Source organism: Herbaspirillum sp. DW155, assembly GCF_037076565.1.
Classification (GTDB): Bacteria; Pseudomonadota; Gammaproteobacteria; order Burkholderiales; family Burkholderiaceae_D; genus Herbaspirillum.
The window spans coordinates 2,383,547-2,408,110 of sequence record NZ_AP029028.1 but is presented as its reverse complement, the minus strand read 5'-3'; the positions used below and the strand labels follow the sequence as shown (position 1 = coordinate 2,408,110).

The window sequence follows — 24,564 nt, the reverse complement described above, 5'->3', positions numbered from 1 at the left end:
AACAGCAGCCCACGACATAAGCAATCAGGAGACAAGCCTCTGCAAAACCCGCCTCGGATCACCTCCGGGGCCGCCTTCGCACGCCGCCCTGCCGCCTCTTGTTGCCTCTCGTTGCCCTGCCCGCCCTCCCGCCATCCTGAGATCACGCAAGCCAAGGACCGCCCTGCCATGAAACAGCACTTCATCGACAACCGCTGGGTTGCACCCGCCTCGGGCGAGAGCATCCCCGTCATCGACCCCTCCGATGGCCAGCCTTTCGAGGCCATCGCACGTGGCAATGCCACCGACATCGAGCGCGCCGTGCAGGCTGCGCGCCGGGCCTATGAAGGTGCCTGGGGCAAGCTGTCTGCCGCCGAGCGCAGCCGCCTGCTGATGAAGCTGGCCTACAAGCTGCAGGATCACCAGGAAGAACTGGCCCGGCTGGAAGGCCGCGACTGCGGCAAACCCATGAAGCAGGCGCGCGCCGATGCGGCGGCCATCGTGCGTTATTTCGAGTTTTACGCCGGCGCGGCCGACAAACTGCATGGCGACACCATCCCCTATCAGGCCGGCTACACGGTCCTGACCCTGCGTGAGCCGCATGGCGTGACCGGCCACATCGTGCCCTGGAACTATCCGATGCAGATCTTCGGGCGCTGCGTGGGCGGCGCCCTGGCCGCTGGCAATACCTGCGTGGTCAAGCCGGCCGAGGATGCCTGCCTGTCCCTCTTGCGGGTGGCCGAACTGGCAGCGGAGGTCGGCTTCCCGGAGGGCGCTCTCAACATCGTCACCGGTTATGGTCATGAAGCGGGCGACCTGCTGGTCAGGCATCCGGATGTGGATCATGTGTCCTTCACCGGCTCGCCCAATGTGGGCAAGCTGGTGGTGCGCGCGGCGGCCGAGCATCACACCCCGGTCACGCTGGAGCTGGGAGGCAAGTCGCCGCAGGTGGTGTTCGAGGATGCCGACATGGATGCCCTGCTGCCGGTGGTGGTCAATGCCATCGTGCAGAACGCCGGCCAGACCTGCTCGGCCGGCAGCCGCCTGCTGGTGCAGCGCGGCGCTTACGAAAAGGTGCTGGAACGGCTTGCCGGGCTGTTCTCGCAGCTCAAGGTCGGCTCCTCGCAGATGGACCTGGACTGCGGCCCGCTGATCCGCAAGACCCAGCAGGAGCGCGTGGCCGGTTTCCTCTCGGAGGCGCGGCGCGACGGCATCGCGCTGGTGGCGCAGGGCGAGATCGCGCCCGGCGCCCCCACCGGGGGCTTCTACCAGGCCCCGGCCCTGCTGCGCGACGTGCCACCGCAGCACCGGCTGGCACAGGAAGAAGTCTTCGGTCCGGTGCTGGCGGCCATGTCCTTCGAGGATGAAGCCGAGGCCATCGCCCTGGCCAATGGCACCGATTATGGCCTGGTGGCCAGCGTCTGGACCCGCGACGGCGGCCGCCAGCTGCGACTGGCGCGGGCCATTCGCAGCGGCCAGGTGTTCATCAACAACTATGGCGCCGGGGGCGGCGTGGAGCTGCCCTTCGGCGGCGTGAAGGCCAGCGGACACGGGCGCGAAAAAGGCTTCGAGGCGCTCTATGGCTTCACGGTCCTGAAGACCATCGCCATCCGCCACGGCTGATACCAATACCACCCAAGCCAAACTCTGCTCGGCATCACCCGACTACCGTTCGTCCTGAGTAGGCCCCTTAGGGCCGTATCGAAGGCGAGCCGTCGGTACGCCCCTTCGGCAGGCTCAGGACAGGCTTCGATACGCGGCTGAGCCGCTACTCAGGTCGAACGGTCGAGCGATGCGCAACAGATTCACGACATCTTTTTTACTTTCAAGGAGACACATCATGCGTTTGCAAGACAAGGTAGCCATCGTCACCGGTGGCGGTTCGGGTTTCGGAGAAGGCATCGCCAAAGCCTATGCCCGTGAGGGCGCCGCCGTGGTGGTGGCCGACATCGGCGAGGCCGGTGGCCTGCGGGTGGTGGAAGAGATCAAGGCGGCGGGCGGCCGTGCCGTCTTCGCCAAGGCCGACGTCTCCAGGCGCGCCGACATGGATCAGTTGCTGGCCACCGCCCTGGAACACTTCGGCAAGCTCGATATCGTGGTCAACAATGCCGGCACCACGCACCGCAACCGTCCCATGCTGGAAGTGGAAGAGGAAGAATTCGACCGCGTGTATGCCGTCAACGTGAAGAGCATCTTCCTCTCGGCCAAGACCTTCGTGCCCTACTTCCGCGAGGTCGGCGGCGGCGCTTTCGTCAACATCGCCTCTACCGCCGGCATCCGCCCGCGTCCGGGCCTGACCTGGTACAACGGCAGCAAGGGCGCAGTCATTACCACCAGCAAGTCGATGGCGGCCGAACTGGGCCCGGACAAGATCCGCGTGAACTGCGTCAATCCGGTCATCTCGGCCACCGGCCTGCTGACCGAATTCATGGGCGTGCCCGATACCCCGGAAAACCGCAAGAAGTTCGTCGCCACCATCCCCATGGGCCGCTTCTCCACGCCCGAGGACATCGCCAATGCCTGCCTCTACCTGGGCTCGGATGAAGCCGCGTTCGTCACCGGGGTCTGCATCGAGGTCGATGGCGGACGTTGCGTTTAAGCACACGACGTGCGCCGCCAGTGTAAAAAACTTCACGCAAACGGTGAGGATAACGATTTGACAATACCCTCACCGTCTCTACAATGCTGGGCACCGTCACCGGTCACCAAGAACCGCAACGCAGAACACATCAACGCCCAACATCATCTGGAGTGAGACATGAGCTACCAAGCAGGCGCGGCCGTCGACGGCGCACGCGCATCCTTTGAAGACGCGACCTACAGCAAGGTCACCTGGCGGCTGTTGCCGCTGCTGTTCCTGTGCTACGTGGCTTCCTACCTGGATCGGGTCAACGTCGGCTTTGCCAAGCTGCAGATGCTGCAGGACCTCAAGTTCAGCGATACCGTCTATGGGCTGGGTGCGGGCATCTTCTTCCTGGGTTATTTCGTCTTCGAAGTGCCCAGCAACATGATCCTGCACAAGGTCGGCGCGCGCTTGTGGATCGCCCGCATCATGATCACCTGGGGCATCATCTCCGGCGCCATGGCCTACGTCACCTCGCCGGAGATGTTCTACATCATGCGCTTCCTGCTGGGGGTGGCCGAGGCGGGCTTCTTCCCTGGCGTGATCCTGTACCTGACCTACTGGTATCCGGCCGCCCGGCGCGGCAAGATCACCGCGCTCTTCATGACCGGCATTGCACTCTCGGGCGTGATCGGCGGCCCGCTGTCGGGCTGGATCATGCATGCCATGCCGGGGGTGTGGGGTCATACGGGATGGCAGTGGATGTTCATTCTGGAAGCCATTCCTTCGCTGATTCTGGGCGCGCTGGTGATCCTCTATATGAAGGATCGCATCCGTGATGCCGAGTGGCTCAGCGAAGACGAAAAGCGTCTGCTGGAAGCCAACATCAGCCATGAAGAAAGCCAGAAGGAACACCTCTCCCTGGGCGCCATGTTCGCCAATGCGCGGGTCTGGCTGGGTGCGCTGATCTACTTCTGCTTCGTCATGGGTCTGTATGGCGTGAGCTTCTGGCTGCCCACCATCATCAAGGCTACCGGCGTCTCCGATCCGCTCAACGTGGGCTTGCTCACCGCCATTCCCTACGCCTTTGCAGCCGCCGCCATGGTACTCATCGGCCGCAGTGCCGACGCCCGCCGTGAACGCCGCTGGCACGTGGCCATCCCGGCCTTCATCGGCTGCATCGGCCTGCTGCTCTCCACCCAGTACGGCAGCAACACCGCCCTGGCGATGGCCTCGCTGACGCTGGCCAGCATCGGCATCCTGACCACCCTGCCCTTGTTCTGGAGCCTGCCGACGGCCTTCCTGTCGGGCACGGCCGCTGCCGCCGGTATCGCGCTGATCAACTCGCTGGGCAACCTGGCCGGTTTCGTCAGCCCCTTCCTGGTGGGCTGGCTCAAGGACACCACCCAGAGCACCAATGCCGGCATGTACGTCCTGGCAGCCTCGCTGGTGATCGGCGGCCTGCTCACGCTGAGCCTGCTGGCCAAGCTGGTCAACAGGTAATCATCCGGTTTCACTGACTCACGGCGACTCGCTCACAGCGAGCCGCCGTTTTTGTTTTCAGGAATGGCCGGCAGACTGCGGTTCCAGCAACTGACGCATGGCCAGCCTTACCAGCTCGGCATGCGCAGCCTGCGGAAAGCGCTGACGCTGGCGCGCAATCAACTGATCGACCCGCGCACGGTCGCCGTGGCAGAGTTCGGTCATGCGGGCGGTCATCTCCAGATAGCCCTGCGGATCGTACAAGGGCAGGTCCTCGCGCCGGACGTGACGCAGCCAGGCGCGGTCAGCGGCATAGAGGGCGAGGATGGCAAGGGAAATCAGCAGGGGCCAGAGCAGCATGAGGATCTCGCTTCAGGTAAAGCGGCCATTGTGCGCATGGGGCGGCGCCCTATCCATCGACAGTGCGCGAGAATTGCGCAGATTTGCCCCCCCGTCAGAGCGCCAGCCACTCCTGCTGCAAGGCGTGGTTCGCAGTCAGTTGCGCCGGCGTTCCCCGGAAGACCATCTCGCCCCGTCCCATCACGTAGACCTGCTGCGAAAGGTCCAGCGCCAGAGCCTGTTTCTGCTCGATCAGCAGCACCGCCACCTGGCGCTGGCGCAGCAGTTCCAGACAATGCGCCACCTGCTCGACCATCTGCGGCGCGAGGCCTTCGGTGGGCTCGTCGATCAGCAGCAGGACGGGATTGCCCATCAGCGCGCGGCCCAGCGCCAGCATCTGCTGCTCGCCACCGGAGAGCGCGCCGGCTGCCACCTTGTGACGCCGTGCCAGGGCCGGGAACAGGGCCAGCACGTCTTCTTCGCGCCAGCCATCGGCCGGCGCGCGGCCGCTCTTGCGGCCCAGCAGCAGGTTCTGCTCCACGGTGAGCGTGGGGAAGACATCGCGGCTTTCCGGCACATAGCCGATACCGCGCCGGGCGATGGCGTGGGTAGGCAGTCCGGCCAGCGAACGACCGTCGAACTGGATTTCACCACTGCTGCGCACCTGACCCATCAGGGCCTTGAGCAAGGTCGAGCGGCCCGCGCCATTGCGCCCGAGGATGCTGACGATCTCGCCGCGCCCCACTTCCAGGGACAGGCCATGCAGCACGTGACTCTGGCCGTACCAGGCTTGCAAGCCGCTGACCTTGAGCAGGGGTGAAGGCTTATCCATGGCGCCTGCGGTCCAGATACAAGGCCTGCACTTCAGGATTGGCGCGGATGCGCCCGGCAGTGTCGCAGGCGATCACGCGGCCGTTGTCCATGACGGCGATGCGGTCGGCCAGGCCGAAGACGACCTGCATGTCGTGCTCCACCATCAGCAGGGTCTTGCCCACGGTGACTTCGCGGATCAGCGCCACCATGGCCGCGCTCTCGGCGCGGCTCATGCCGGCGGTCGGTTCATCGAGCAGGATCACGGAGGCATCGGTGGCCATCGTCACGGCCAGCTCCAGGGCGCGTTGTTCGGCATAGCTCAGCTCACCTGCGGTCACCTCGGCACGCGCGGCCAGGCCGACCTTCTCCAGCATGGAGAGCGCCCGTTCGCTGGCATCGCGCAACTGGCCGATGCGGCGCCAGAAGGCATAGCGGTAGCCCAGCGTCCACAGCAGTGCACAGCGCACGTTCTCGAAGGCGCTCAGGCGCGGGAACAGACTAGTGATCTGGAAGCTGCGCGCCAGCCCCAGGCGATTGATCCGCTGGGGTGGCTCACGCGTGATGTCGCGCCCGTGCAGCAGCACGCGGCCGGCATCGGCGCGGTAGCGGCCCGAGATCACATGGAACAGGCTGGACTTGCCCGCCCCGTTGGGCCCGATCAGGGCGCAGCGCTCGCCGGGCTGCAATTGCAGATCGACGCCGCGCAAAATTTCACTGCGGTCGAAGGCTTTATGCACGCCCTGCAGCACCAGGGGAGAAGGCTGGTTCATCGGCCCTTCCCCTTGCGATGCCAGACCGCCAGCGCCATTGCGCCCACCGCAATGAGCAGCATCGCCACGATCCACGGGCGTGCCGAATGGACATCGATGGACCAGCCCCACAGCACCAGCGATGCGCCCTCCCCCCCCGTCTCTGCCAGGCTCCCCAGGCTGGCCTGATAGGCCATCTCGGTGGCCAGGATGACGCCGGCCAGCGTACACAGCGCGGCCATCAGCCACAGGCCCAGCCGCATGAGCAGACGCGCTTCGATGTCGCCGCTGCGCAGCAGACGCCAGCCCCGGTCGGTCAGGCTGGCCAGCCCGCCCGGGGCGGTCATCACGATCAGGATGAAGAAGGCGCCCAGGTAAAACTGCCAGGCCTGCGTATAGGCCGAGAGCCAGGAAGAAAACAGCACCCCGACCACGCCACCGATGATGGGGCCGTAGAAATAGGCAGTGCCGCCGATGAAGGTGAAAAGCAGGATGGCGCCCGAGCGCAGTGCGCCCACGTATTCGGCGCTGACGATCTCGAAGTTGATGGCCGAGAGTCCGCCCGCGACGCCGGCAAAGAAAGCCGACAGGATCAGCGCCAGGTAGCGCACCCGCTGCGGATCGTAGCCGATGAAGGCGGCGCGTTCGGGATTGTCGCGCACGGCATTGAGGATGCGGCCCAGCGGCGTGTGGCGCAGCGCGTAGATGGCGATGGCGCAGACCAGCAGCCAGCCGGCGATCAGGTAATACACCTGGATCTGCGGCCCGTAGCTGATCCCCAGCACCGGCTCGCCGATGACGCGGTTTCCCGAGATGCCGCCCTCGCCGCCAAAGACTTCCGGAAACATCAGCACGCAGGCCGACACCAGTTCCACCAGTCCCAGCGTGATCATGGCAAAGGTGGTGCCGGCGCGGCGCGTGGTGAGATAGCCCAGCACCACCGCGCAGAGTGCACCGGTCAGGCCGCCTGCCAGCGGCACCAGGGTCACCGGAAAGGCCACTCCCCCATCAGCCATGCGATTCATCAGATGGATCGCGCCAAAAGCCCCCAACCCTGAATACACCGCATGTCCGAAGGAGAGCATGCCGCCCTCGCCCAGCAACATGTTGCAGGAGAGGCAGAGCAACACCATCGTGCCCATCTGCGAGAGCAGCGACAAGGCTGCACTTTGCGCAAACACCAGAGGCGCAAGCAGCAGCAGGAGGGCGAACAGCAGCCAGGGAAGGACGGTGCGTCGCATCATTCAGCCCTCCCGCCGTCCCAGTAGCCCCTTGGGGCGCACGATCAGCATCACCACCAGCAGCAGGTAGGGCAACACCGGCGCCACCTGCGCCAGAGTCAGATGCACCAGCGGCGCCAGGGCGCTGCCGGCCGATACCGGCACCCCCAGGCTGGCCAGCGACACATCCAGCGCCACGGCAAAGGTCTGCATCATCCCGATCAGGAGCGAAGTAATGAAGGCGCCCGCCAGCGAACCCAGGCCGCCCACCACCACCACCACGAAGATGATGCTGCCCACGGCCGCCGCCATGCCCGGTTCGGTGACGAAGGCATTGCCGCCGATGACGCCGGCCAGCGCCGCCAGCGCGCAGCCACCGCCAAACACCAGCATGAACACGCGCGGCACGTTGTGGCCCAGCGCCTCGGCCATCTGCGGATGGGTCAGTGCCGCCTGGATCACCAGGCCGATGCGGGTATGACGCAATAGCAGCCACAAGGCCAGCAGCATCAGTGCCGCCACCAGCAGCATGAAGCCACGATAGATCGGGAAGGCCGTCGAATAGAGGGTAAAGAGCGTGCCGTCCAGTTCGGGCGGAATCCGATAAGGCACGGGCGAGCGCCCCCACACCAGCTGCACCAGTTCCACCACCAGATAGGACAGGCCAAAGGTGAACAATAATTCCGGCACATGCCCATAGCGATGCACGATGCGCAGGCCGTAATGTTCCACCAGCGCCCCGACGATGCCCACGGCCAGCGGCGCCAGCAGCAGCGCCCACCAGAATCCCAGCACGCCCGCCAGTGCATAGGCGACGTAGGCGCCCAGCATGTAGAAGCTGGCATGGGCGAAGTTGGGCACGCCCATCATGCTGTAGATGAGCGTGAGACCCGATGACAGCAGGAACAGCAGGAAGCCGTAGCCCAGGCCGTTCAGGAAGGTGATCAGCGCGAATTCCAAATTGCCAGCCTTGCCGGGGGACGATGTTGACGGGGTTGACGTGAGTGAAGCCTTTGCCGCGCCCCGCCAAGCGCGGCCGGACGCAAAAGTGGAGCGATCCTATGGGATTCGCGCTTCTCTGTCAAAATACGGGATTGCGCGTCCGCTCCGGGCCGCGCCACAGGCTGAACATGACGCAAGCTTATTCACTTCCTCCTTTCGAAAACCGCTTTGCCGCGCTGCCCCCGGCGTTCTACACCCGGCTGCAGCCCACGCCCCTGCCCGCGCCTTACCTAGTCGGTTTCAGCGAGGATGCTGCCGCCACCGTCGGGCTGAGCACGCCGGCGATCGATGATCGCAGCTTCTTGGACATCTTTGCCGGCAACCAGATCGCGCCCGGTTCGGCACCGCTCTCGGCGGTGTATTCGGGCCACCAGTTCGGCGTCTGGGCCGGCCAGCTGGGGGATGGCCGCGCCATTACCCTGGGTGACCTGCCGGCGGCCGACGGCCAGGGGCGCATCGAACTGCAATTGAAGGGGGCCGGCCAGACGCCCTATTCGCGCATGGGTGACGGCCGTGCCGTGCTGCGCTCCTCGATCCGCGAATTTCTCTGTTCAGAAGCCATGGCGGCGCTCGGCATCCCCACCACGCGCGCGCTGACCGTGATCGGCTCGGACCAGCGCGTGCTGCGCGAAGCCCCGGAAACGGCCGCCGTGGTCACCCGCATGGCGCCCAGCTTCATCCGCTTCGGCTCCTTCGAGCACTGGTACTACAACCAGCGCTTCGATGAACTGAAGATCCTGGCCGATACCGTGCTGGAGCAGTTCTATCCGGAACTGCTGGCCGAAGAAAACCCCTATCAGGCCCTGCTCAGGGAAGTCACCCGCCGCACCGCCGTCCTGATGGCGCAATGGCAGGCGGTGGGCTTCATGCATGGCGTGATGAACACCGACAATATGTCCATCCTGGGCCTGACGCTGGATTACGGTCCCTTCGGCTTCATGGAAGCCTTCGACGCCCGCCACATCTGCAACCATACCGACAGCCAGGGCCGCTACAGCTACCAGATGCAGCCGCGCATCGGCCAGTGGAACTGCTTCGCGCTGGGCCAGGCCATGCTGCCGCTGATCGGGTCGGTGGAACAGACCGAAGCGGCCCTGGCCGGCTATGAAGCGATCTTCCAGGCGCAGCACGATGCCCTGCTGCACGCCAAACTGGGCCTGACGACGCAGCAAGCCGAGGATGCCCGGCTGTTCGAAGCGATGTTTGGCATCCTGCAGGCCAACGGGGTCGATTTCACCCTGTTCTTCCGCCGCCTGGGTGACTTGCGGATCGACAACACCGCCCACGACGAGCCCTTGCGCGACCTCATCCTCGACCGGCCGGCCTTCGATGCCTGGGCCGCACAATATCGCGCCCGGCTGCGCGCCGAGGACAGCGACGACGATGCCCGTCGGCTTGCAATGCATGCCGTCAACCCCAAATACGTGCTTCGCAATTACCTCGCCCAGGTCGCCATCGAGCAGGCGCAACAGAAAGATTTCAGCGAAGTGGCGCGCCTGCAGCAGATGCTGCGCCATCCCTTCGACGAACAGCCCGGATTCGAACGCTATGCGGCCCTGCCACCGGACTGGGCCAGCCATCTCGAGGTGAGCTGCTCTTCCTGAGGACGCCTTTGCGGCTTTTGAATCTTTCTTCCTGTGCGGGCCGTATTTGCCCGTCGCCCCGTCATCCACAAGGAGTCAAGCATGAACAAACGTGTAGAAAAGACCGAAGCGCAATGGCGCGAACAGCTCGACCCGATGGAATACCAGGTCACCCGTGAAGCCGCCACCGAGCGCGCCTTTACCGGCCGTTACTGGGATCACCACGAAGCCGGCATCTATACCTGTGTCTGCTGCGACACGCCGCTGTTCACCTCGGACGCCAAGTTCGACTCCGGCTGCGGCTGGCCCAGCTACTTCGAACCCATCGATCCGGCCAACGTGCGCGAGAAACTGGACCGCAGTTATGGCATGATTCGCACCGAGATCATCTGCAACGTCTGCGACGCCCACCTGGGCCACGTCTTCCCCGACGGCCCGCCGCCTACCGGACTGCGCTATTGCATCAATTCGGCTTCGCTGCGCTTCGACCCGGCGTAAGCCGGCCTGCCACTTTTGACTGACTTACTGAAGAAGCCACCCGATGAAGTTTTTGTTCGACCTGTTCCCTGTCATCCTGTTTTTCGGCGTCTTCAAATGGGCTGAGGGTCACCCCTCGGCCGCACAAGACCTGGTGATGCAATATCTGGGCGGAGCCATGTCGGCCGGTGCCGTCACCGCCTCGCAAGCGCCCATCCTGCTGTCCACCGCCGTGGCCATCGTCGCCTCGCTGGGCCAGATCGCCTGGCTGCTGCTGCGCCGGCGCAAGGTGGACGGCATGCTGTGGGTGTCGCTGGCCATCATCGTGGTCTTCGGCGGGGCCACCATCTATTTCCGTGACGATACCTTCATCAAGTGGAAACCCACCATCCTGTACTGGGCCTTCGGCCTGGCCTTGCTGGTGTCGCAGCTGTTCATGAACAAAAATCTCATCCGCGTCATGATGGAAAAGCAGGTCACCCTGCCCGAACCGATCTGGCCGCGCCTGAACCTGGCCTGGATCGTGTTCTTCGCGGTCATGGGCGTGCTGAACCTGTATATCGCCTTCAACTATTCGCTCGATACCTGGGTCAACTTCAAGATGTTCGGCAGCATGGGCCTGATGTTTGCCTTCATCATCGGCCAGAGCCTGTTCCTCTCCAAATATATGAAGGATGAACAATGACCACATCTGACACCCGGGTGCAGCGCATTACCGAGCGCCTGACTGCAACTTTCTCGCCCGAGGTCTGTCTGGTCGAGGATGAGTCTGCCCTGCATGCTGGCCATGCCGGTGCAGCCTCTGGCGGAGGACATTACAGGGTCCGCCTGGTTTCCCGGTTGTTCGACGGCAAAAATCGCTTGAACCGCCACCGGCTGGTGTATGATTGCCTGTCTGACCTGATGCAGCAGGAGATCCACGCGCTGGCCATCGTGGCACTCTCGCCGTCAGAGGCAAAGAACTGAGACAAAGCACAAGACCGACGCCTACTCTACTTATCAAGCCCCTCCTGTTTTTCTTCTCCGTTTTGATTCATTCCTTTCTTTTCTAGGATTCAACAATGACATTCAAACCCGCTCGTCTGCTGGTGCTGCTGTTCGCCATCGCTTCCATCCCGGCCTTCGCACAAAACCTGGCCGTTGTGAACGGCAAGGCGATCCCCTCCTCCCGCGCCGATCTGATGGTCAAGCAGATGACCGCCCAAGGCCAGCCCGACACCCCGCAGCTGCGCGGCGCCATCAAGGAAGAACTGATCAACCGTGAAATCCTGATGCAAGAGGCCGACAAACAAGGCCTGGCCAACAGCACCGACGTCAAGAACCAGCTGGAACTGGCCCGCCAGTCCATCGTGATCCGCGCCCTGATCGCCGACTACCTGAAGAAGAACCCGGTCTCGGACGCCGACATCAAGGCCGAATACGACAAGTTCAAGGCCCAGGCCGGCGACAAGGAATACCACGCCCGCCACATCCTGGTGGACAAGAAGGAAGATGCCGAAGCCATCATCGCCAAGCTGAAGGCCGGCACCAAGTTCGAAGACCTGGCCAAGCAGTCCAAGGACACCGGTTCGGCAGCCAACGGCGGCGACCTGGACTGGGCGACCCCGGCCTCCTTCGTCAAGCCTTTCTCCGACGCCATGGTGGCCCTGAAGAAGGGTGAAGTCACCCAGACCCCGGTGCAGACCCAGTTCGGCTGGCACGTGATCCAGCTGGAAGACGTGCGTCCGGCCAAGGTCCCGACCCTGGATGAAGTCAAGCCGCAGATCGCCGAAGCCCTGCAACAGAAGAAGCTGCAGGCTTACCAGGAAACGCTGCGCGCCAAGGCCAAGGTGCAATAAGCCCAGCCTCGATGCTTGAAGAGGAAGGCCTCGCCCTCCTCTTCACCGCTCTCCCGCATGCCCGGACAGGCCTCCTGTCCGGGCATGTTGCTTTTTAGCCACGATTTCACGCACAAGTTCTGCGGCAGCCAGCAAAAAGTCGCCCAAAAACGCCGGATTTCCTCCCAAAAAACCGCCGAAATTGCCCTTCTCGTCATGCGGGAGACACAATTCACGCTTCATAGTGCAAATTTATTTTTATAAAAAATTTATTCAATAAATTTTTTTTAATCATATAAATTGAATAAATAATTAAAAAAGCGGAATTTTTCTGCAGCATTTCGCGCATTTTGCGAACCATCGTTCTGATATTCTTCGATCCAGTTCCAAATAGGGACAGGCTGCGATCAGCCACGCATTTCGTGATCGCGGCGAAAAAAAGAGGTGTTTCGGGGAGAAGCACACAAGGCCGATCCGCGACCACGCCATCACAAACACAACATCGTGCTTTCTGGAGAGAAACCTATGAAAAAGAGTTCCATGCTGCTGCTGGCAGCCGGCCTGACCACCGGCGGCGCAGCGTTTGCCCAGTCCTCCGTGACCATCTACGGCATCGTCGATACCAGCATCCGTTATCTGAGCAATGACAATGCCCAGGGCAACAGCAACGTGCGCATGGACAATGGCGCCATTTCGAACAGCCGTATCGGCTTCAAGGGTACCGAGGACCTGGGTGGCGGCCTGAAGGCTGTCTTCCGCCTGGAAAACGGCTTCAATGGCGACAACGGCAGCATGAGCAGCGCCGGCACCATCTTCAACCGCCAGTCGTGGGTGGGTCTGGCCGGTGACTTCGGCAAGGTCTCGATCGGCCGCCAGAACACGGCCCTGTTCGACCTGATGGGCGATCACTTCGATCCGCTGACCGTGGGCAACTACGAAACCAATTCCTGGATGCCGGCCGCCGCCACCCGCGTGCGCAGCAGCAACACCGTGCGTTATGACGGCCAGTTCGGTCCCGTGGCCGCTTCCGTGAGCTACGCCTTCGGCGAGCAGGCCGGTTCGACCCGCAGCGGCAGCCAGATCAGCACCGCCCTGCGTTACAACAACGGCGGCTTCGCCCTGGGTGGCGGCTTCCAGCAAACCGTGGACACCACGGCAGCCCGCAACAAGGCCACTACCTACAACCTGTCGGCTTCCTACGCCTTCGGTGCAGCCAAGGTCTTCGCCGGTTACTACCGCATGAAGGATGCTACCGGCCAGAACGGTCTGTACATGGAAACCACCAACTACTCGCTGGCCAACACCGCAGGTGGCAACACCGTCGGCGTGGAACGCAAGGATGATGGCTACTTCTTCGGCGCCAACTACCAGGCTACCGCTGCACTGAGCCTGACCACCGGCGTGTACTACGACAAGAGCAAGAACGTGGCCTACACCAGCCTGGGCAATGTCGGCGACGGCAAGCGTTACGCCATCGTGGGCGTGGCTGAATATGCGCTGTCCAAGCGCACCCAGCTCTACACCACCATCGACTACAACAAGGCCAAGGATGCTGCCGTGTACGAGATCACCAACTCGGCCAATGGCAAGAGCAACCTGACCACCTTCGGCGTCGGTATCCGTCACATCTTCTGATCAGGCTTGAGCACCGCTCTCCCCCCGGGAGAGCGGAAACGCTCCAGACAGGCAGCAGAAACGAAAAACGCAGTTCCTCACGGAACTGCGTTTTTTTTCATCCTGCTTTTCCATCCCCTGCCCGAATGCCCCGTGCGGCGGGCAGTCGGAACAGGAAACTTCATATCAGGCCATTTCCGGCTCAACCCACCCACTTGCGGGCATTGCGGAACATGCGCATCCACGGCGAATCCTCGCCCCACGACTCCGGGTGCCAAGATTGGGTCACAGTGCGGAACACGCGTTCGGCATGCGGCATCAGGACCGTGAAGCGGCCGTCCGGAGTAGTCACCGAGGTGATGCCCTGGGGCGAACCGTTGGGGTTGAACGGATAGGCTTCGGTGGGCGCGCCGCGATGGTCGACATAGCGCATGGCGATGATGGCACGGTCGATGTCACCGGTCTGCGAGAAGTCGGCAAAACCTTCACCGTGGGCGGTGGCGATCGGTGCCTGCGTACCGGCCATGCCCTGCATGAAGATGGACGGCGAATCGGCCACTTCCACCATCACGAAACGCGCCTCGAACTGCTCGGACTTGTTGCGGGTGAACTTGGGCCAGGCTTCGGCGCCCGGGATCATGGATTTGAGGTTGCTCATCATCTGGCAGCCGTTGCAGATGCCCAGCGAGAAGGTGTCCTGGCGCTGGAAGAAGCGCGAGAACTGCTCGGCCAGTTGCGCATTGAAGAGAATGGTCTTGGCCCAGCCTTCGCCCGCACCCAGCACGTCACCATAGGAGAATCCACCCACGGCGATGAAGCCCTTGAAGTCATCCAGCCTGGCGCGATTGGCAATCAGGTCGCTCATGTGCACGTCCACGGCGGTGAAGCCGGCCTTGTGCATGGCGTAGGCGGTCTCGATGTGCGAGTTCACGCCCTGCTCGCGCAGGATGGCGACCTTGGGACGCGCCGCTGCGCCCAGCGACAGGTAGGGTGCGGCGATGTCTTCCTGCGGATCGAACGTCAGCTTGGGCGTCATGCCGGGATCGGCCGCATCCAGCAGGCGTTCGTATTCGGCATCGGCGCAGGCCGGGTTGTCGCGCAGGCGGGCGATGCGCCAGCTGGTCTCGCTCCACACGCGATGCAGCTCGGCACGCGGCTGGCTGTAGATGTTCTTGGCGTCGCGCATGAATTCGATCACATCGCGGTCGTTGGGCTTGCCGATGATGTGGCTGCACGCGCCCAGGTTGTAGCTGCGCAGCACGTTCATGACCTCCGACTTCTGCTCGGCCGGGACCTGGATGACCGCGCCCAGTTCTTCACTGAACAGCGCGCGCAGCGTCAGTTCATTGCGGCGCTCGGCCACTTGCGTGGTCCAGTTCTTGGAATCGCCCCAGTCGGCGGCGTGCTCGGCTTCCATGGTGAGGATGTCGAGGTTGACCGAAATGCCGGTGTGGCCGGCAAAGGCCATTTCGGCGAGCGTCGCATACAGGCCGCCATCGGAACGGTCGTGGTAAGCCAGCAGGCGGTCTTCGGTGTTGAGTTGCTGGATGGCGTTGAAGAATGCCTTCAGGTCTTCGGCGCTATCCACATCCGGGGTCTCGTTGCCGATCTGCTGCATCACCTGCGTCAACGCCGAGGCACCCATGCGGTTCTTGCCACGACCCAGGTCGATCAGGATCAGGACGGTTTCGCCCTTGTCCTTGCGCAGTTGCGGGGTCAGCACGCGGCGCACGTCGGTCACCGGCGCAAAGCCGGAGACGATCAGCGAGACCGGCGAGGTCACCGACTTGGCGCCCTCTTCATCGCTCCAGGTGCTGCGCATGGACAGCGAATCCTTGCCCACCGGGATCGAGATGCCCAGTGCCGGGCACAGCTCCATGCCCACGGCCTTCACGGTATCGAACAGCGCGGCGTCCTGGCCGGGCTGGCCACAGGCGGCCATCCAGTTGGCCGACAGCTTGATGTCGCCGATCTCGGCGATGGGTGCGGCGGCAATGTTGGTGATGGCTTCACCGACGGCCATGCGGCCCGAAGCGGGCGCGTCGATCACGGCCAGCGGGGTGCGCTCGCCCATGGCCATGGCTTCGCCGAGATAGCCTTCCAGGCCCATGGCGGTCACGGCCACGTCAGCCACCGGCACCTGCCAGGGTCCGACCATCTGGTCGCGCACGGTCATGGCGCCGACGCTGCGGTCACCGATGGTGATCAGGAAGGACTTGTCGGCCACGGCCGGCAGGCGCAGCACGCGCTGGGCCACGTCCACCAGGTCCATGCCGGTCAGGTCCACCGGGGGCAGCTGCTTTTCGACGCGCTGCACGTCGCGGTGCATCTTGGGCGGCTTGCCCAGCAGCACGTCCATGGGCATGTCGACCGGGTTGTTGTTGTGCTCGGGATCGATCACCTTGAGCTGGCGTTCTTCGGTGGCGGTACCGACCACGGCGAAGGGCGCGCGCTCGCGCTCGCACAGGTATCTGAACAGTTCCAGGTGTTCCGGCAGGATGGCCAGCACGTAGCGCTCCTGGGATTCATTGCTCCAGATCTCGCGCGGGGCCAGGCCGCTTTCTTCCAGCGGTACCTTGCGCAGATCGAAGATGGCGCCGCGCCTGGCGTCGTTGGTGATTTCCGGGAAGGCGTTGGACAGACCGCCCGCGCCCACATCGTGGATGGACTGGATGGGATTGTCGTCACCCAGCGCCCAGCAGGCGTTGATGACTTCCTGGGCGCGGCGCTCCATTTCCGGGTTGCCACGCTGGACCGAATCGAAGTCCAGATCAGCCGTGTTAACGCCGGTCGCCATCGAGGAGGCAGCGCCGCCGCCCATGCCGATGCGCATGCCGGGGCCGCCCAGCTGGATCAGCAGGCTGCCGACCGGCAGGTCGTTCTTCTTGGTGTGCTTGGCCGAGATGTTGCCCATGCCGCCGGCAATCATGATGGGCTTGTGATAGCCCATCACCTGGCCGCCCACGTTCTGCTCGTAGGTACGGAAGTAACCGCCCAGGTTGGGACGGCCGAATTCATTGTTGAAAGCCGCGCCACCGAGCGGGCCGTCGATCATGATCTGCAGGGGCGAGGCGATGCGCTCGGGCTTGCCGTAGATGCCGCCCTGGGCGTGCTCGGCACGCTCGGCGACCGGCTGGGCCACGTCGCGGGCGTTTTCCCAGGGTTGCACGGCGTGGGTCACCATCAGGTTGGAGACGGTAAAGCCGGTCAGGCCCGCCTTGGGCTTGGAGCCGCGGCCGGTGGCGCCTTCATCGCGGATCTCGCCACCGGCGCCGGTGGAGGCGCCCGGGAAGGGGGAAATCGCGGTCGGGTGGTTGTGGGTTTCCACCTTCATCAGGATGTGGGTCAGCTCGTCCGAAGCTTCATAGACGTTGCCCTTGATGGCGCCGCGCTGGTAGAAGCGCGAGACGGTGGCGCCCTCGATGATGGAAGAGTTGTCCGAATAGGCCACCACGGTGCCCTTGGGCGCCAGCTGGTGGGTGTTCTTGATCATGCCGAAGAGCGACTTGTCCTGCTTTTCGCCGTCGATGGTCCAGTCGGCGTTGAAGATCTTGTGGCGGCAGTGTTCGCTGTTGGCCTGGGCGAACATCATCAGTTCGACGTCGGTGGGATTGCGCTGGGCCTTGGTGAAGGCGTCCACCAGATAATCGATCTCATCGTCCGACAGGGCCAGGCCCAGCTCGGTATTGGCGCGTTCCAGCGCGGCACGGCCGCCGCCGATCACGTCCACCGATTCCAGCGGCTTGGCCTGCAGCTCCGTGAACAAGCCGGCCGCGTCTTGCGGATCGCGCAGCACGGTTTCCGTCATGCGGTCGTGCAGCAATGCGGCCACGGCCGAAATGTTGGCTTCGTTGAGCTTTTTGGTGCCGCCCAGCAAGCCCGTCTTGACCTGCACGCGGAAGATGATGCCGCGCTCCACGCGGTGGATGTGGCCCATGCCGCAATTGCGCACGATGTCGGTGGCCTTGCTGGCCCAGGGGGAGATGGTACCGAAACGCGGAATCACCACGAAGGCGTCGCCCTCGTCGCTGCCATTGAAGGGGTCGCCGTAGGTCAGCAGGCCGTTGAGGCGGGCCTCATCCTCTTGCGTCAGGGCCTTGGCGTCGACGAAATGCAGGTAGCGGCCGGACACGCCGGTGATGGCGGCATCGACTGCTTGCAATTGGGTCAGAAGGCGTTGGGTACGGAAAGCGGAAAGGGCATTGGAGCCCGGCAGGATCAGCATGGCGAGGTCGAGGCAGTTAGCTTGAATCGGGAAAACCGTGGCAGCATCGCGGCAGGGACCGGTCCACCGGCACCGGCCAGCCCCGGAAGTCGCATGGCACAAGGAAAAAACGTGCAGGCCGGGGTGGGTCGGAATGATGGATCGTGCGCGCGTTAGCTGGCAGAGCCGGCATTATACAGTGGTCACCGCGCCAAGTCCCGTGCAACGCGCGCCGTGCCGGGCGCCTGGCACTGCGGGTGGCGCACCTCGCCATTTGGGGAGCCTTGACAGCCCGGTCCGCGCTTGATGTCATCGCCAACACGTCACCATGCGTTGTCCCCGGATGCATCAAATGGCTTCACCCTCCAGCACGCCGGAATGTAGCAATGCGGCAATATCCGAACGACAAGGAAATTTCGCGGTATCATTCGGCCCGCACCGGAACCGGGCCAGCCCGGCGAGCCACGGCCGATGCCAACGACCACAGCGGCCCTGCCGCTTCCAAGACGAACAGAGTGAACAGCACACATCGACAGATCGCCGTCATCGGCGGGGGACTTTCAGGGATTTGCAGCGCCTACTTCCTGGCCGCCAAGGGCTATGAAGTCGCCGTCATCGAACGGCGCGCGCACGTGGCCGAAGAAGCCACCTTCGGCGACTCCGGCCTGCTGGCGCCGGGCGCCGCCACACCGCTGACCTTGCCGGGCGCCATGGCGACCTTTGCCTGCCGTTTCCAGGACGAGCCGCGAGTCCTGCTGGCTTCCGGCACCGACTTTGGCCGCCGCCGCTGGATGCGCGCCACGCGCCAGGCCCAGCAACACCACTTCGCCGAAAACAAGCTGCGCCTGTCGCGCCTGTCGGCCTATGGTCAGCGCCTGACGCTGCAACTGCAAGCCCATTACAACCTGGAAAACGAAAACGGTAACGGCGTCTTCCACCTGTTCCGCCAGCCCGCCGAAGCCGCGCGCATGGAAGCGATGCAGGAAGCCGCCCGGCAATGCGATTTCCAGCACCAGAGGCTGGATGCGGCCGCCATCCGCATGCTGGAACCGGCCTTTTCCTCGGAGGCCAGGCTCTCCGGCGCCCTCTATTACCCCGATGATCTGGCCGGCAATTGCGTCCTCTTTGCCAAGCAGATGCGCAACGCGGCCCAGGCCCTGGGGGTGAGTTTTCATTTCGATGCCAGGGTCACGGCCATCAGCCCCGACTTCGGCGGCCGCGTCGCCCTGCAGATCGACTCGCCGCACCTGGCCGCGCAGATGCGCGTGGATGCGGTGGTGGTGGCGGCGGGCATGGGCAGTGCCGAGCTGCTACGTGCGCTCGACACCGTGCTGCCACTGCGGGCGCTGCAGACCTATTCGGCACTGGTCCCGGTCAAGAATCCGGACGATGCGCCCAACATGGCGCTCTACGACGACAGCTACAAGGTCGCCATGACGCGCCTGGGCGGACGCATCCGCATCAGCGGTCTGCTGGGCTTCGTACCGCCGAGCCAGACCTTGCCGCCCAAGGCCTTGCGCAACCTGCTCAAGATTGCCGGCGATTATTACCCCAACGCCGCCAACTACAACCAGGCGCACTTCTGGAGCAATACCCTCGCCCTGCTGCCGCACGGCCTGCCCGTGGTGGGTCCGACGCGGCATGGCAACGTCTTCGTCAACGTCGGCCACGGCGCCACCGGCTGGGCAGCCAGCGTCGGCTCGGCGCGCCTGCTCGCCGATATGGTCAGCGGTGAAGAGCTGGAAATCCCGCCCGATGGCTTGCAGCCGCGCGACGTGCTGGCCTGAGCCGGCGCATCGTCGGCATGCAGCATGCAGCGCGGCCTTGGCCGCGCGCATTCTTTTCATCAATGTTTCGTCGATGTTCGTCGATGATGTGCCTGCGCTGACAGAACAATTCACTTAAAATCAAGCTCGCGCATTTCCACCGCTTGTGCAGGTGAACATTTCTGCACTTGGCTCTGTCAGCGCCGTATTACGCGACATTCACGCGACATTCACGCCACCTCCATTTAAGGCTACAGCGATCACGATCATGAGCGCGCTCCATTCCGTTGCCGAGATCCGCCAGGTCGAACAAGAGGCACTGTCCGCCCTCCCCCCCTACACCCTGATGCAACGCGCCGGCGCCGCCATTGCCGGGCAGGCGCAGCAACTGCTGTGCTCGACCACGGACTCGTCGCCCTCGGTGCTGATCCTGGCCGGCCCCGGCAACAATGGCGGCGATGCCCTGGAAGCAGCCTGCCTGCTGGAAGAAGCCGGCATCGAAGTGAGCGTGCAGCTGCACGCCGACGAAAGCCGCCAGCCGCCCGATGCGCGCCGCGCGCTGGCGCGTGCCCGCGAAGCCGAGATCCAGTTCATCGAAGGGACCGATGACGCACCGCTGCGCGCGCAATCCTGGGCGCTGGTAATCGACGGCCTGTTCGGCATCGGCCTGACACGTCCGCCGGGTCCGGCCCTGCGCCCCATCATCGAGTACGTCAACAGCCTGCGCTGTCCGGTGCTGTCCATCGACGTCCCCAGCGGGCTCAACGCCGATACCGGCAGCATCGTCGGCGGCCGCGAGGGTGTGGCGGTGCAGGCCACCCATACCATTACCTTCATCGGCGACAAACCCGGACTGCACACTTGTGACGGCAGCGACCACAGCGGCCGGATCGTGGTCGATCCGCTGGAGATCGCGCCGGTGCTGCTGCCGCCTGCACGGGCTTTCCTCAATGGTCCGCAAGGCTTTGCCACCGCCCTCAGGCCGCGCGCCAACAACAGCCACAAGGGCAGCTATGGCGACGTGATCGTGGTGGGTGGCGCGCGCGGCATGGCCGGCGCGCCGGTGCTGGCCGCGCGCACGGCGGCCTTCGGCGGGGCCGGACGGGTCTATGTGGCCTTCGTCGAGGATGGCCCGGCTTACGACGACAAGCACCCCGAACTGATGTTCCGCCTGGCAGACCGGGTGGAATTCGGCGCCAGTGCGGCACTGGTGGTCGGCCCCGGCATGGGCACCTCGCGCCACGCCCATGACCTGCTGGCGCGCGCCCTGGACAGCGAGGCCGATATCGTCGTCGATGCCGATGCCCTGAACCTGATCTCGGCCGAGCCGGTCTTGCAGCACAAGCTGCACCGGCGCAGCCAGCGGGCCGAGGCCTGCAGCATCATCACGCCGCATCCGCTGGAAGCGGCGCGCCTGCTCGACAGCACCACCCAGCAGGTCCAGCAGGACCGCCCGCAGGCCGCGCGCCTGCTGGCGCGCCAGTTCAACGCCATCACCGTGCTCAAGGGTGCGGGCACGGTGATCGCCTTCCCCGATGGCGAGATCGCCATCAACCCCAGCGGCAATCCGGCGCTGTCCACGGCCGGCACGGGCGACGTGCTGTCCGGGCTGTGCGGTGCCCTGCTGGCACAGGGCTGGCCGACCCGCGCGGCGGCACTGGCGGCCACCTGGATCCACGGCGCGGCCGCCGACCAGCTGGTGGCCGTCGGCCAGGGACCGGTGGGACTGACCGCCAGCGAATTCATTCCGGCCATCCGTGCCGTGTTCAACCAGATCATCCGAGACCATGTCCAGCGCCGTCCTGCCGATCACACGCATCGCCCATAACCATAAGCTGGGCATCCTCTTTCTGATCTCGGGGCTGTGGACGCTCTCCCTGCTGGATACGGCCGGCAAGCTGCTGGCCCTGGCCGGGTATCACGTGGTGATGATTGCCTGGATGCGCTACACCATCAATCTGTTCTTCATGGCGGCCACGCTGGCGCCGCTGTACCGGCGCCGCCACGGGCGCAGCATCCTGCACACCAGGCGGCTGGGGCTGCAATTGGCACGGGGAGCGCTGCTGCTGGGCTCGACCCTGATTTTCTTTTCGGTGCTCAAGATCGTGCCGCTGGCCGAAGGCACGGCCATGAATTTCTGCGCGCCGCTGATCGTGCTGGCCATTTCGCCCTGGCTGCTGGGGGAGCGCAGTTATTTCTCGCGCTGGGTTGCGGTGCTGATCGGCTTTACGGGCATGCTCATCGTGATCCGCCCCAGCGGCGACATCCCGCCGGTTGGCGTGGCACTGGGACTGGTCTCGGCCTTCACCCAGGCCTTGCTGTCCATCCTCAACCGCAAGGCCAGCCAGGCGGACAATCCGATGGTGACGCTCTTCTACGGTGCCCTGGTCGGCAGCATCGTCTCTACGCTGCTGCTGCCCTTCTTCTGGACCAGCCATACGCCGACGATGGTGGAACTGGCGATCCTGGTATCGACCGGCATCACCAGCACCATCGGCCACTTCCTGCAGAACTCGGCCTACCGGCACGCGGAAGCCTCGGTGCTCACGCCCTTCTTCTATGCCCAGATCATCTCGGCCTGCGGCATGGGCTGGCTGGTCTTCGGACAATTCCCGGACCAGATCACGGTGCTGGGCATCGCCATCATCTGCGCCAGCGGCATCGGCATCGCGTATATCGAACACAAGCGGGCGCATCCGCTGCCGCCTGCCGATCCGATGGAGTCGGTCTAGAGCAGACGCCCGGCCGAAATCGTCAGGGTGCGCTCGCAGCGCGCCGCAATGCCGTTGTCATGGGTCACCAGCACCAGCGTGGAGCCGCGCTCGCGGTTCAGTTCGAACATCAGCTGGATGACCGATTCGCCGGTGGCGGCATCGAGGCTTCCGGTCGGCTCGTCCGCAAACAGCAACGGCGGCTCGGTGACAAAGGCGCGCGCCAGCGCCACACGCTGCTGCTCGCCCCCGGAGAGGTATTTGGGATAGTGCTTCAGGCGGCTGCCCAGGCCCACGCGGCCCAGCATCTGCTCGGCCTTGGCGCGGGCCTGAGCGTCGCCGCGCAATTCCAGCGGCAGCATCACGTTCTCCAGGGCATTGAGGTGCCCCAGCAGCTGGAAGGACTGAAACACGAAACCCAGCTTGCGCTTCCTCAACAGCGCCCGGCCGTCTTCATCGAGGGCGGAGATGTCTTCGCCGTCGAGCCGCACGGAACCTTCGCTGGGCGTATCCAGTCCAGCCAGCAGGCCCAGCAGGGTCGACTTGCCGGAGCCGGAGGCGCCGACGATGGCCACCGTGGTGCCGGCGGCCACGGTAAAATCGATGTCGCTCAAGATGGTCAGCCGGCCTGAAGGGGCGGAAGCATCGGCAACATGTTTGGACAACTGAAGGACTTCAATGGCGGCAATGATGGCGGGACTGGCAGGAGCGGAAGCAGGCATGCAAGGCAATCGGGCAAGGTGGTCCGGGAGAGTGGCGAGACGCAATGCGCTGGTGGGCGCCGTGTTGCGTCTGCTGGCGGGCGTCATCCTGATGGTGGCAGCGACGAGCGCTTATTCTGCCCCAAAAAACCTGCTCGTGCTCGGTGACAGCCTCTCGGCCGAATACGGCCTGCAGCGCGGTACCGGCTGGGCCGTCCTGCTGCAGCAGCGGCTGCAGCAGAACAAGCTGGATTACCAGGTGGTCAATGCCAGCATCAGCGGCGACACCACCATTGGCGGGCGCAACCGCCTGCCACCATTGATGGCGCAGCACAAGCCGGCCGTGGTGGTGATCGAACTGGGTGCCAACGATGCCCTGCGCGGCCTGCCGCTCAAGACCAGCCAGGACAACCTGCAAGCCATGATCGACCTGGCGCACCAGCAACAGGCCAAGGTGCTGCTGGTGGGCATGCAGATCCCGCCCAATTACGGCCCCGACTACACCCGCCGCTTCGCCGCGATGTATCAGGACCTGGCCAAGGCCAACAAGGTGGCGCTGGTGCCGTTCTTCTTCGAGGGCATCGCCGCTGATCTCTCCTTGTTCCAGGCCGACCGCATTCATCCCACGGAACAGGCGCAACCCCGGTTGCTGGATAACGTCTGGCCTTATCTCAAACCGCTGGTCGGGCTGAAGTAAGCGTAGCTCTCCAAGAACAAAGCCCCTGTGCCGTGGCTGGCATCAGGGGCTTTGTTCATGATGGGAGCCTGCTTCAGTGCCGCGCGTACAGATCCAGGAAGCGCCGCAGCAGTCCAGTCGACTGCGGCGTCTCGCTGACCTTCTCGCACAGCGCCTGGGCATCGATGCCGCAGCCACGATAGCTGTCTGCGTAGTAATTCAGGTAGGCACGCACGAACTCGGGCGAAAACTCGGGATGGAACTGCGTCGAGTAGACATTGTGCTTGTGCTTGATGATGTGGTGCGGGTCCATCGGCGAGCGGGCCATGACGATGGCGTCCTTGGGCGGGCGCAGCACCGACTGCATGTGCAGCATGTGGGCCGGGAATTCGTCCGGCAGCACGCCCAGCAACTCATCCTCGCGGCAGCATTCCAGCGTCTTGACGTGCATGGTGCCGGCCGCGCGTCCGGCCGGGTTGTAGCCGACTTCGCCGCCGAAGGCATAGGTCAGCAACTGGTGGCCGTAGCAGATGCCGAACATGGGCGTATCCAGTGCGGCGGCATCGCGGATCCATTCGGCGGTGCGCTCGCTCCAGTCTTCCTTGTCGGTCACCATGGCCGGTGAACCGGTGATGAAGACCGCGCGGTAACTGCGCGGGCAGGACGGGCGCTGGCCCTGGTAGACAGGCACGACTTCGATTTCGGTGTGGCACAGGCCGGCGGCGCAGCCTATCTGGTCGGCGAAACCACCGTAGTTGGTCTTGAGGGCGGGATGGGGATCGCCGGTTTGAATGATCAGGACTGGGGCAGGCATAAAAAACGTGGTCGTATTCCGGGCAAGACTCGCATCGGACGCACTCCTCGTGGA

The 24,564-nt window shown here is 64.2% G+C and carries 22 protein-coding genes; 13 read left to right on the top strand and 9 right to left on the bottom strand.

Translation table 11 applies throughout. The annotated features are described in order from the left end of the window. Window positions 1–168: 168 nt before the first annotated feature. The 3 genes from AACH55_RS11075 to AACH55_RS11065 all read left to right on the top strand — a co-directional run bounded on the left by AACH55_RS11075 (window position 169) and on the right by AACH55_RS11065 (window position 4,045). The gene (locus AACH55_RS11075; protein ID WP_338719601.1) at window positions 169–1,602 is read left to right on the top strand and encodes an aldehyde dehydrogenase family protein; all 1,434 of its coding nucleotides are present in this window, start codon (window positions 169–171) and stop codon (window positions 1,600–1,602) included. Window positions 1,603–1,819: 217 nt separating this feature from the next. Beyond that, window positions 1,820–2,578: an SDR family oxidoreductase gene (locus AACH55_RS11070; RefSeq protein WP_338719599.1), complete on the top strand. Its 759-nt coding sequence runs from the start codon at window positions 1,820–1,822 to the stop codon at window positions 2,576–2,578. Between the two features lie 159 nt (window positions 2,579–2,737). Next, window positions 2,738–4,045 carry an MFS transporter gene (locus AACH55_RS11065; RefSeq protein WP_338719597.1) on the top strand — a complete coding sequence of 436 codons (1,308 nt, stop codon included), beginning with the start codon at window positions 2,738–2,740 and terminating at the stop codon, window positions 4,043–4,045. A gap of 57 nt (window positions 4,046–4,102) precedes the next feature. Here the strand turns inward: AACH55_RS11065 and AACH55_RS11060 are convergent, their stop codons facing one another. The 5 genes from AACH55_RS11060 to AACH55_RS11040 all read right to left on the bottom strand — a co-directional run bounded on the left by AACH55_RS11060 (window position 4,103) and on the right by AACH55_RS11040 (window position 8,105). Then, window positions 4,103–4,384 (bottom strand): hypothetical protein, encoded by a 282-nt coding sequence (locus AACH55_RS11060; RefSeq protein ID WP_338719595.1) that lies wholly within the window; start codon window positions 4,382–4,384, stop codon window positions 4,103–4,105. A gap of 94 nt (window positions 4,385–4,478) precedes the next feature. After that, the gene (locus AACH55_RS11055) at window positions 4,479–5,195 is read right to left on the bottom strand and encodes an ABC transporter ATP-binding protein (RefSeq protein WP_338719593.1); all 717 of its coding nucleotides are present in this window, start codon (window positions 5,193–5,195) and stop codon (window positions 4,479–4,481) included. Next, window positions 5,188–5,946 (bottom strand): ABC transporter ATP-binding protein, encoded by a 759-nt coding sequence (locus AACH55_RS11050; protein ID WP_338719591.1) that lies wholly within the window; start codon window positions 5,944–5,946, stop codon window positions 5,188–5,190. The genes AACH55_RS11055 and AACH55_RS11050 overlap by 8 nt, the downstream gene beginning before the upstream one ends. Beyond that, entirely contained in the window at window positions 5,943–7,166 is a 1,224-nt protein-coding gene (locus AACH55_RS11045) for a branched-chain amino acid ABC transporter permease (protein WP_338720274.1), read from the bottom strand. Before AACH55_RS11045 ends, AACH55_RS11050 begins: the two co-directional genes overlap by 4 nt. Before the next feature lie 3 nt (window positions 7,167–7,169). Continuing rightward, window positions 7,170–8,105: a branched-chain amino acid ABC transporter permease gene (locus tag AACH55_RS11040; protein WP_338719589.1), complete on the bottom strand. Its 936-nt coding sequence runs from the start codon at window positions 8,103–8,105 to the stop codon at window positions 7,170–7,172. A 170-nt stretch (window positions 8,106–8,275) separates the two neighbouring features. On the opposite strand from AACH55_RS11040, the gene AACH55_RS11035 reads away from it, so the two are divergent. From AACH55_RS11035 to AACH55_RS11015, 5 genes are all read left to right on the top strand, one after another. Next, the gene (locus AACH55_RS11035) at window positions 8,276–9,751 is read left to right on the top strand and encodes a YdiU family protein (protein WP_338719587.1); all 1,476 of its coding nucleotides are present in this window, start codon (window positions 8,276–8,278) and stop codon (window positions 9,749–9,751) included. Window positions 9,752–9,832: 81 nt separating this feature from the next. Continuing rightward, on the top strand, window positions 9,833–10,228 hold the full coding sequence (msrB, locus tag AACH55_RS11030; protein WP_088753913.1) for a peptide-methionine (R)-S-oxide reductase MsrB: 396 nt from the start codon (window positions 9,833–9,835) through the stop codon (window positions 10,226–10,228). A gap of 43 nt (window positions 10,229–10,271) precedes the next feature. Continuing rightward, window positions 10,272–10,892 carry a septation protein A gene (locus AACH55_RS11025; RefSeq protein WP_338719584.1) on the top strand — a complete coding sequence of 207 codons (621 nt, stop codon included), beginning with the start codon at window positions 10,272–10,274 and terminating at the stop codon, window positions 10,890–10,892. Continuing rightward, a complete protein-coding gene (locus AACH55_RS11020) occupies window positions 10,889–11,173 on the top strand; it encodes a BolA family protein (protein WP_338719582.1) in 285 nt (94 codons plus the stop codon). The genes AACH55_RS11025 and AACH55_RS11020 overlap by 4 nt, the downstream gene beginning before the upstream one ends. A gap of 95 nt (window positions 11,174–11,268) precedes the next feature. Next, window positions 11,269–12,045, top strand: a complete 777-nt coding sequence (locus AACH55_RS11015) for a peptidylprolyl isomerase (protein WP_338719580.1) — start codon at window positions 11,269–11,271, stop codon at window positions 12,043–12,045. A 42-nt stretch (window positions 12,046–12,087) separates the two neighbouring features. Here AACH55_RS11015 and AACH55_RS11010 read toward each other — a convergent pair whose 3' ends face one another. Then, the gene (locus tag AACH55_RS11010) at window positions 12,088–12,267 is read right to left on the bottom strand and encodes a hypothetical protein (RefSeq protein ID WP_338719578.1); all 180 of its coding nucleotides are present in this window, start codon (window positions 12,265–12,267) and stop codon (window positions 12,088–12,090) included. A 282-nt stretch (window positions 12,268–12,549) separates the two neighbouring features. On the opposite strand from AACH55_RS11010, the gene AACH55_RS11005 reads away from it, so the two are divergent. Continuing rightward, window positions 12,550–13,659 (top strand): porin, encoded by a 1,110-nt coding sequence (locus AACH55_RS11005; RefSeq protein WP_338719576.1) that lies wholly within the window; start codon window positions 12,550–12,552, stop codon window positions 13,657–13,659. A gap of 181 nt (window positions 13,660–13,840) precedes the next feature. Here the strand turns inward: AACH55_RS11005 and purL are convergent, their stop codons facing one another. Continuing rightward, on the bottom strand, window positions 13,841–17,863 hold the full coding sequence (purL, locus tag AACH55_RS11000) for a phosphoribosylformylglycinamidine synthase (RefSeq protein WP_338719574.1): 4,023 nt from the start codon (window positions 17,861–17,863) through the stop codon (window positions 13,841–13,843). Window positions 17,864–18,357: 494 nt separating this feature from the next. Between purL and AACH55_RS10995 the strand changes: the two genes are divergently transcribed. The 3 genes from AACH55_RS10995 (at window position 18,358) to AACH55_RS10985 (ending at window position 22,340) form a co-directional block, all read left to right on the top strand. Then, on the top strand, window positions 18,358–19,629 hold the full coding sequence (locus tag AACH55_RS10995) for an FAD-dependent oxidoreductase (RefSeq protein ID WP_338719572.1): 1,272 nt from the start codon (window positions 18,358–18,360) through the stop codon (window positions 19,627–19,629). A gap of 247 nt (window positions 19,630–19,876) precedes the next feature. Continuing rightward, window positions 19,877–21,436: an NAD(P)H-hydrate dehydratase gene (locus AACH55_RS10990; RefSeq protein WP_338719570.1), complete on the top strand. Its 1,560-nt coding sequence runs from the start codon at window positions 19,877–19,879 to the stop codon at window positions 21,434–21,436. Then, complete coding sequence (locus tag AACH55_RS10985; RefSeq protein ID WP_338719568.1) at window positions 21,396–22,340, top strand: DMT family transporter; 945 nt, start codon at window positions 21,396–21,398, stop codon at window positions 22,338–22,340. Before AACH55_RS10990 ends, AACH55_RS10985 begins: the two co-directional genes overlap by 41 nt. Here AACH55_RS10985 and AACH55_RS10980 read toward each other — a convergent pair. Then, window positions 22,337–23,041 carry an ABC transporter ATP-binding protein gene (locus tag AACH55_RS10980; protein WP_338719566.1) on the bottom strand — a complete coding sequence of 235 codons (705 nt, stop codon included), beginning with the start codon at window positions 23,039–23,041 and terminating at the stop codon, window positions 22,337–22,339. The genes AACH55_RS10985 and AACH55_RS10980 overlap by 4 nt on opposite strands. A gap of 91 nt (window positions 23,042–23,132) precedes the next feature. On the opposite strand from AACH55_RS10980, the gene AACH55_RS10975 reads away from it, so the two are divergent. Beyond that, complete coding sequence (locus tag AACH55_RS10975; RefSeq protein ID WP_338720272.1) at window positions 23,133–23,717, top strand: arylesterase; 585 nt, start codon at window positions 23,133–23,135, stop codon at window positions 23,715–23,717. A 73-nt stretch (window positions 23,718–23,790) separates the two neighbouring features. Here the strand turns inward: AACH55_RS10975 and AACH55_RS10970 are convergent, their stop codons facing one another. Then, the gene (locus tag AACH55_RS10970; protein WP_338719564.1) at window positions 23,791–24,510 is read right to left on the bottom strand and encodes a glutamine amidotransferase; all 720 of its coding nucleotides are present in this window, start codon (window positions 24,508–24,510) and stop codon (window positions 23,791–23,793) included. Window positions 24,511–24,564: the final 54 nt, after the last annotated feature.

What these genes read in the sequence shown, in the direction of transcription:
- AACH55_RS11075 (WP_338719601.1), top strand. Translation starts at nt 169, where the DNA reads ATGAAACAGCACTTCATCGACAACCGCTGGGTTGCACCCGCCTCGGGC.
- AACH55_RS11070 (WP_338719599.1), top strand. Translation starts at nt 1,820, where the DNA reads ATGCGTTTGCAAGACAAGGTAGCCATCGTCACCGGTGGCGGTTCGGGT.
- AACH55_RS11065 (WP_338719597.1), top strand. Translation starts at nt 2,738, where the DNA reads ATGAGCTACCAAGCAGGCGCGGCCGTCGACGGCGCACGCGCATCCTTT.
- AACH55_RS11060 (WP_338719595.1), bottom strand. Translation starts at nt 4,384, where the DNA reads ATGCTGCTCTGGCCCCTGCTGATTTCCCTTGCCATCCTCGCCCTCTAT.
- AACH55_RS11055 (WP_338719593.1), bottom strand. Translation starts at nt 5,195, where the DNA reads ATGGATAAGCCTTCACCCCTGCTCAAGGTCAGCGGCTTGCAAGCCTGG.
- AACH55_RS11050 (WP_338719591.1), bottom strand. Translation starts at nt 5,946, where the DNA reads ATGAACCAGCCTTCTCCCCTGGTGCTGCAGGGCGTGCATAAAGCCTTC.
- AACH55_RS11045 (WP_338720274.1), bottom strand. Translation starts at nt 7,166, where the DNA reads ATGCGACGCACCGTCCTTCCCTGGCTGCTGTTCGCCCTCCTGCTGCTG.
- AACH55_RS11035 (WP_338719587.1), top strand. Translation starts at nt 8,276, where the DNA reads ATGACGCAAGCTTATTCACTTCCTCCTTTCGAAAACCGCTTTGCCGCG.
- msrB (WP_088753913.1), top strand. Translation starts at nt 9,833, where the DNA reads ATGAACAAACGTGTAGAAAAGACCGAAGCGCAATGGCGCGAACAGCTC.
- AACH55_RS11025 (WP_338719584.1), top strand. Translation starts at nt 10,272, where the DNA reads ATGAAGTTTTTGTTCGACCTGTTCCCTGTCATCCTGTTTTTCGGCGTC.
- AACH55_RS11020 (WP_338719582.1), top strand. Translation starts at nt 10,889, where the DNA reads ATGACCACATCTGACACCCGGGTGCAGCGCATTACCGAGCGCCTGACT.
- AACH55_RS11015 (WP_338719580.1), top strand. Translation starts at nt 11,269, where the DNA reads ATGACATTCAAACCCGCTCGTCTGCTGGTGCTGCTGTTCGCCATCGCT.
- AACH55_RS11010 (WP_338719578.1), bottom strand. Translation starts at nt 12,267, where the DNA reads ATGAAGCGTGAATTGTGTCTCCCGCATGACGAGAAGGGCAATTTCGGC.
- AACH55_RS11005 (WP_338719576.1), top strand. Translation starts at nt 12,550, where the DNA reads ATGAAAAAGAGTTCCATGCTGCTGCTGGCAGCCGGCCTGACCACCGGC.
- purL (WP_338719574.1), bottom strand. Translation starts at nt 17,863, where the DNA reads ATGCTGATCCTGCCGGGCTCCAATGCCCTTTCCGCTTTCCGTACCCAA.
- AACH55_RS10990 (WP_338719570.1), top strand. Translation starts at nt 19,877, where the DNA reads ATGAGCGCGCTCCATTCCGTTGCCGAGATCCGCCAGGTCGAACAAGAG.
- AACH55_RS10985 (WP_338719568.1), top strand. Translation starts at nt 21,396, where the DNA reads ATGTCCAGCGCCGTCCTGCCGATCACACGCATCGCCCATAACCATAAG.
- AACH55_RS10980 (WP_338719566.1), bottom strand. Translation starts at nt 23,041, where the DNA reads ATGCCTGCTTCCGCTCCTGCCAGTCCCGCCATCATTGCCGCCATTGAA.
- AACH55_RS10975 (WP_338720272.1), top strand. Translation starts at nt 23,133, where the DNA reads ATGGTGGCAGCGACGAGCGCTTATTCTGCCCCAAAAAACCTGCTCGTG.
- AACH55_RS10970 (WP_338719564.1), bottom strand. Translation starts at nt 24,510, where the DNA reads ATGCCTGCCCCAGTCCTGATCATTCAAACCGGCGATCCCCATCCCGCC.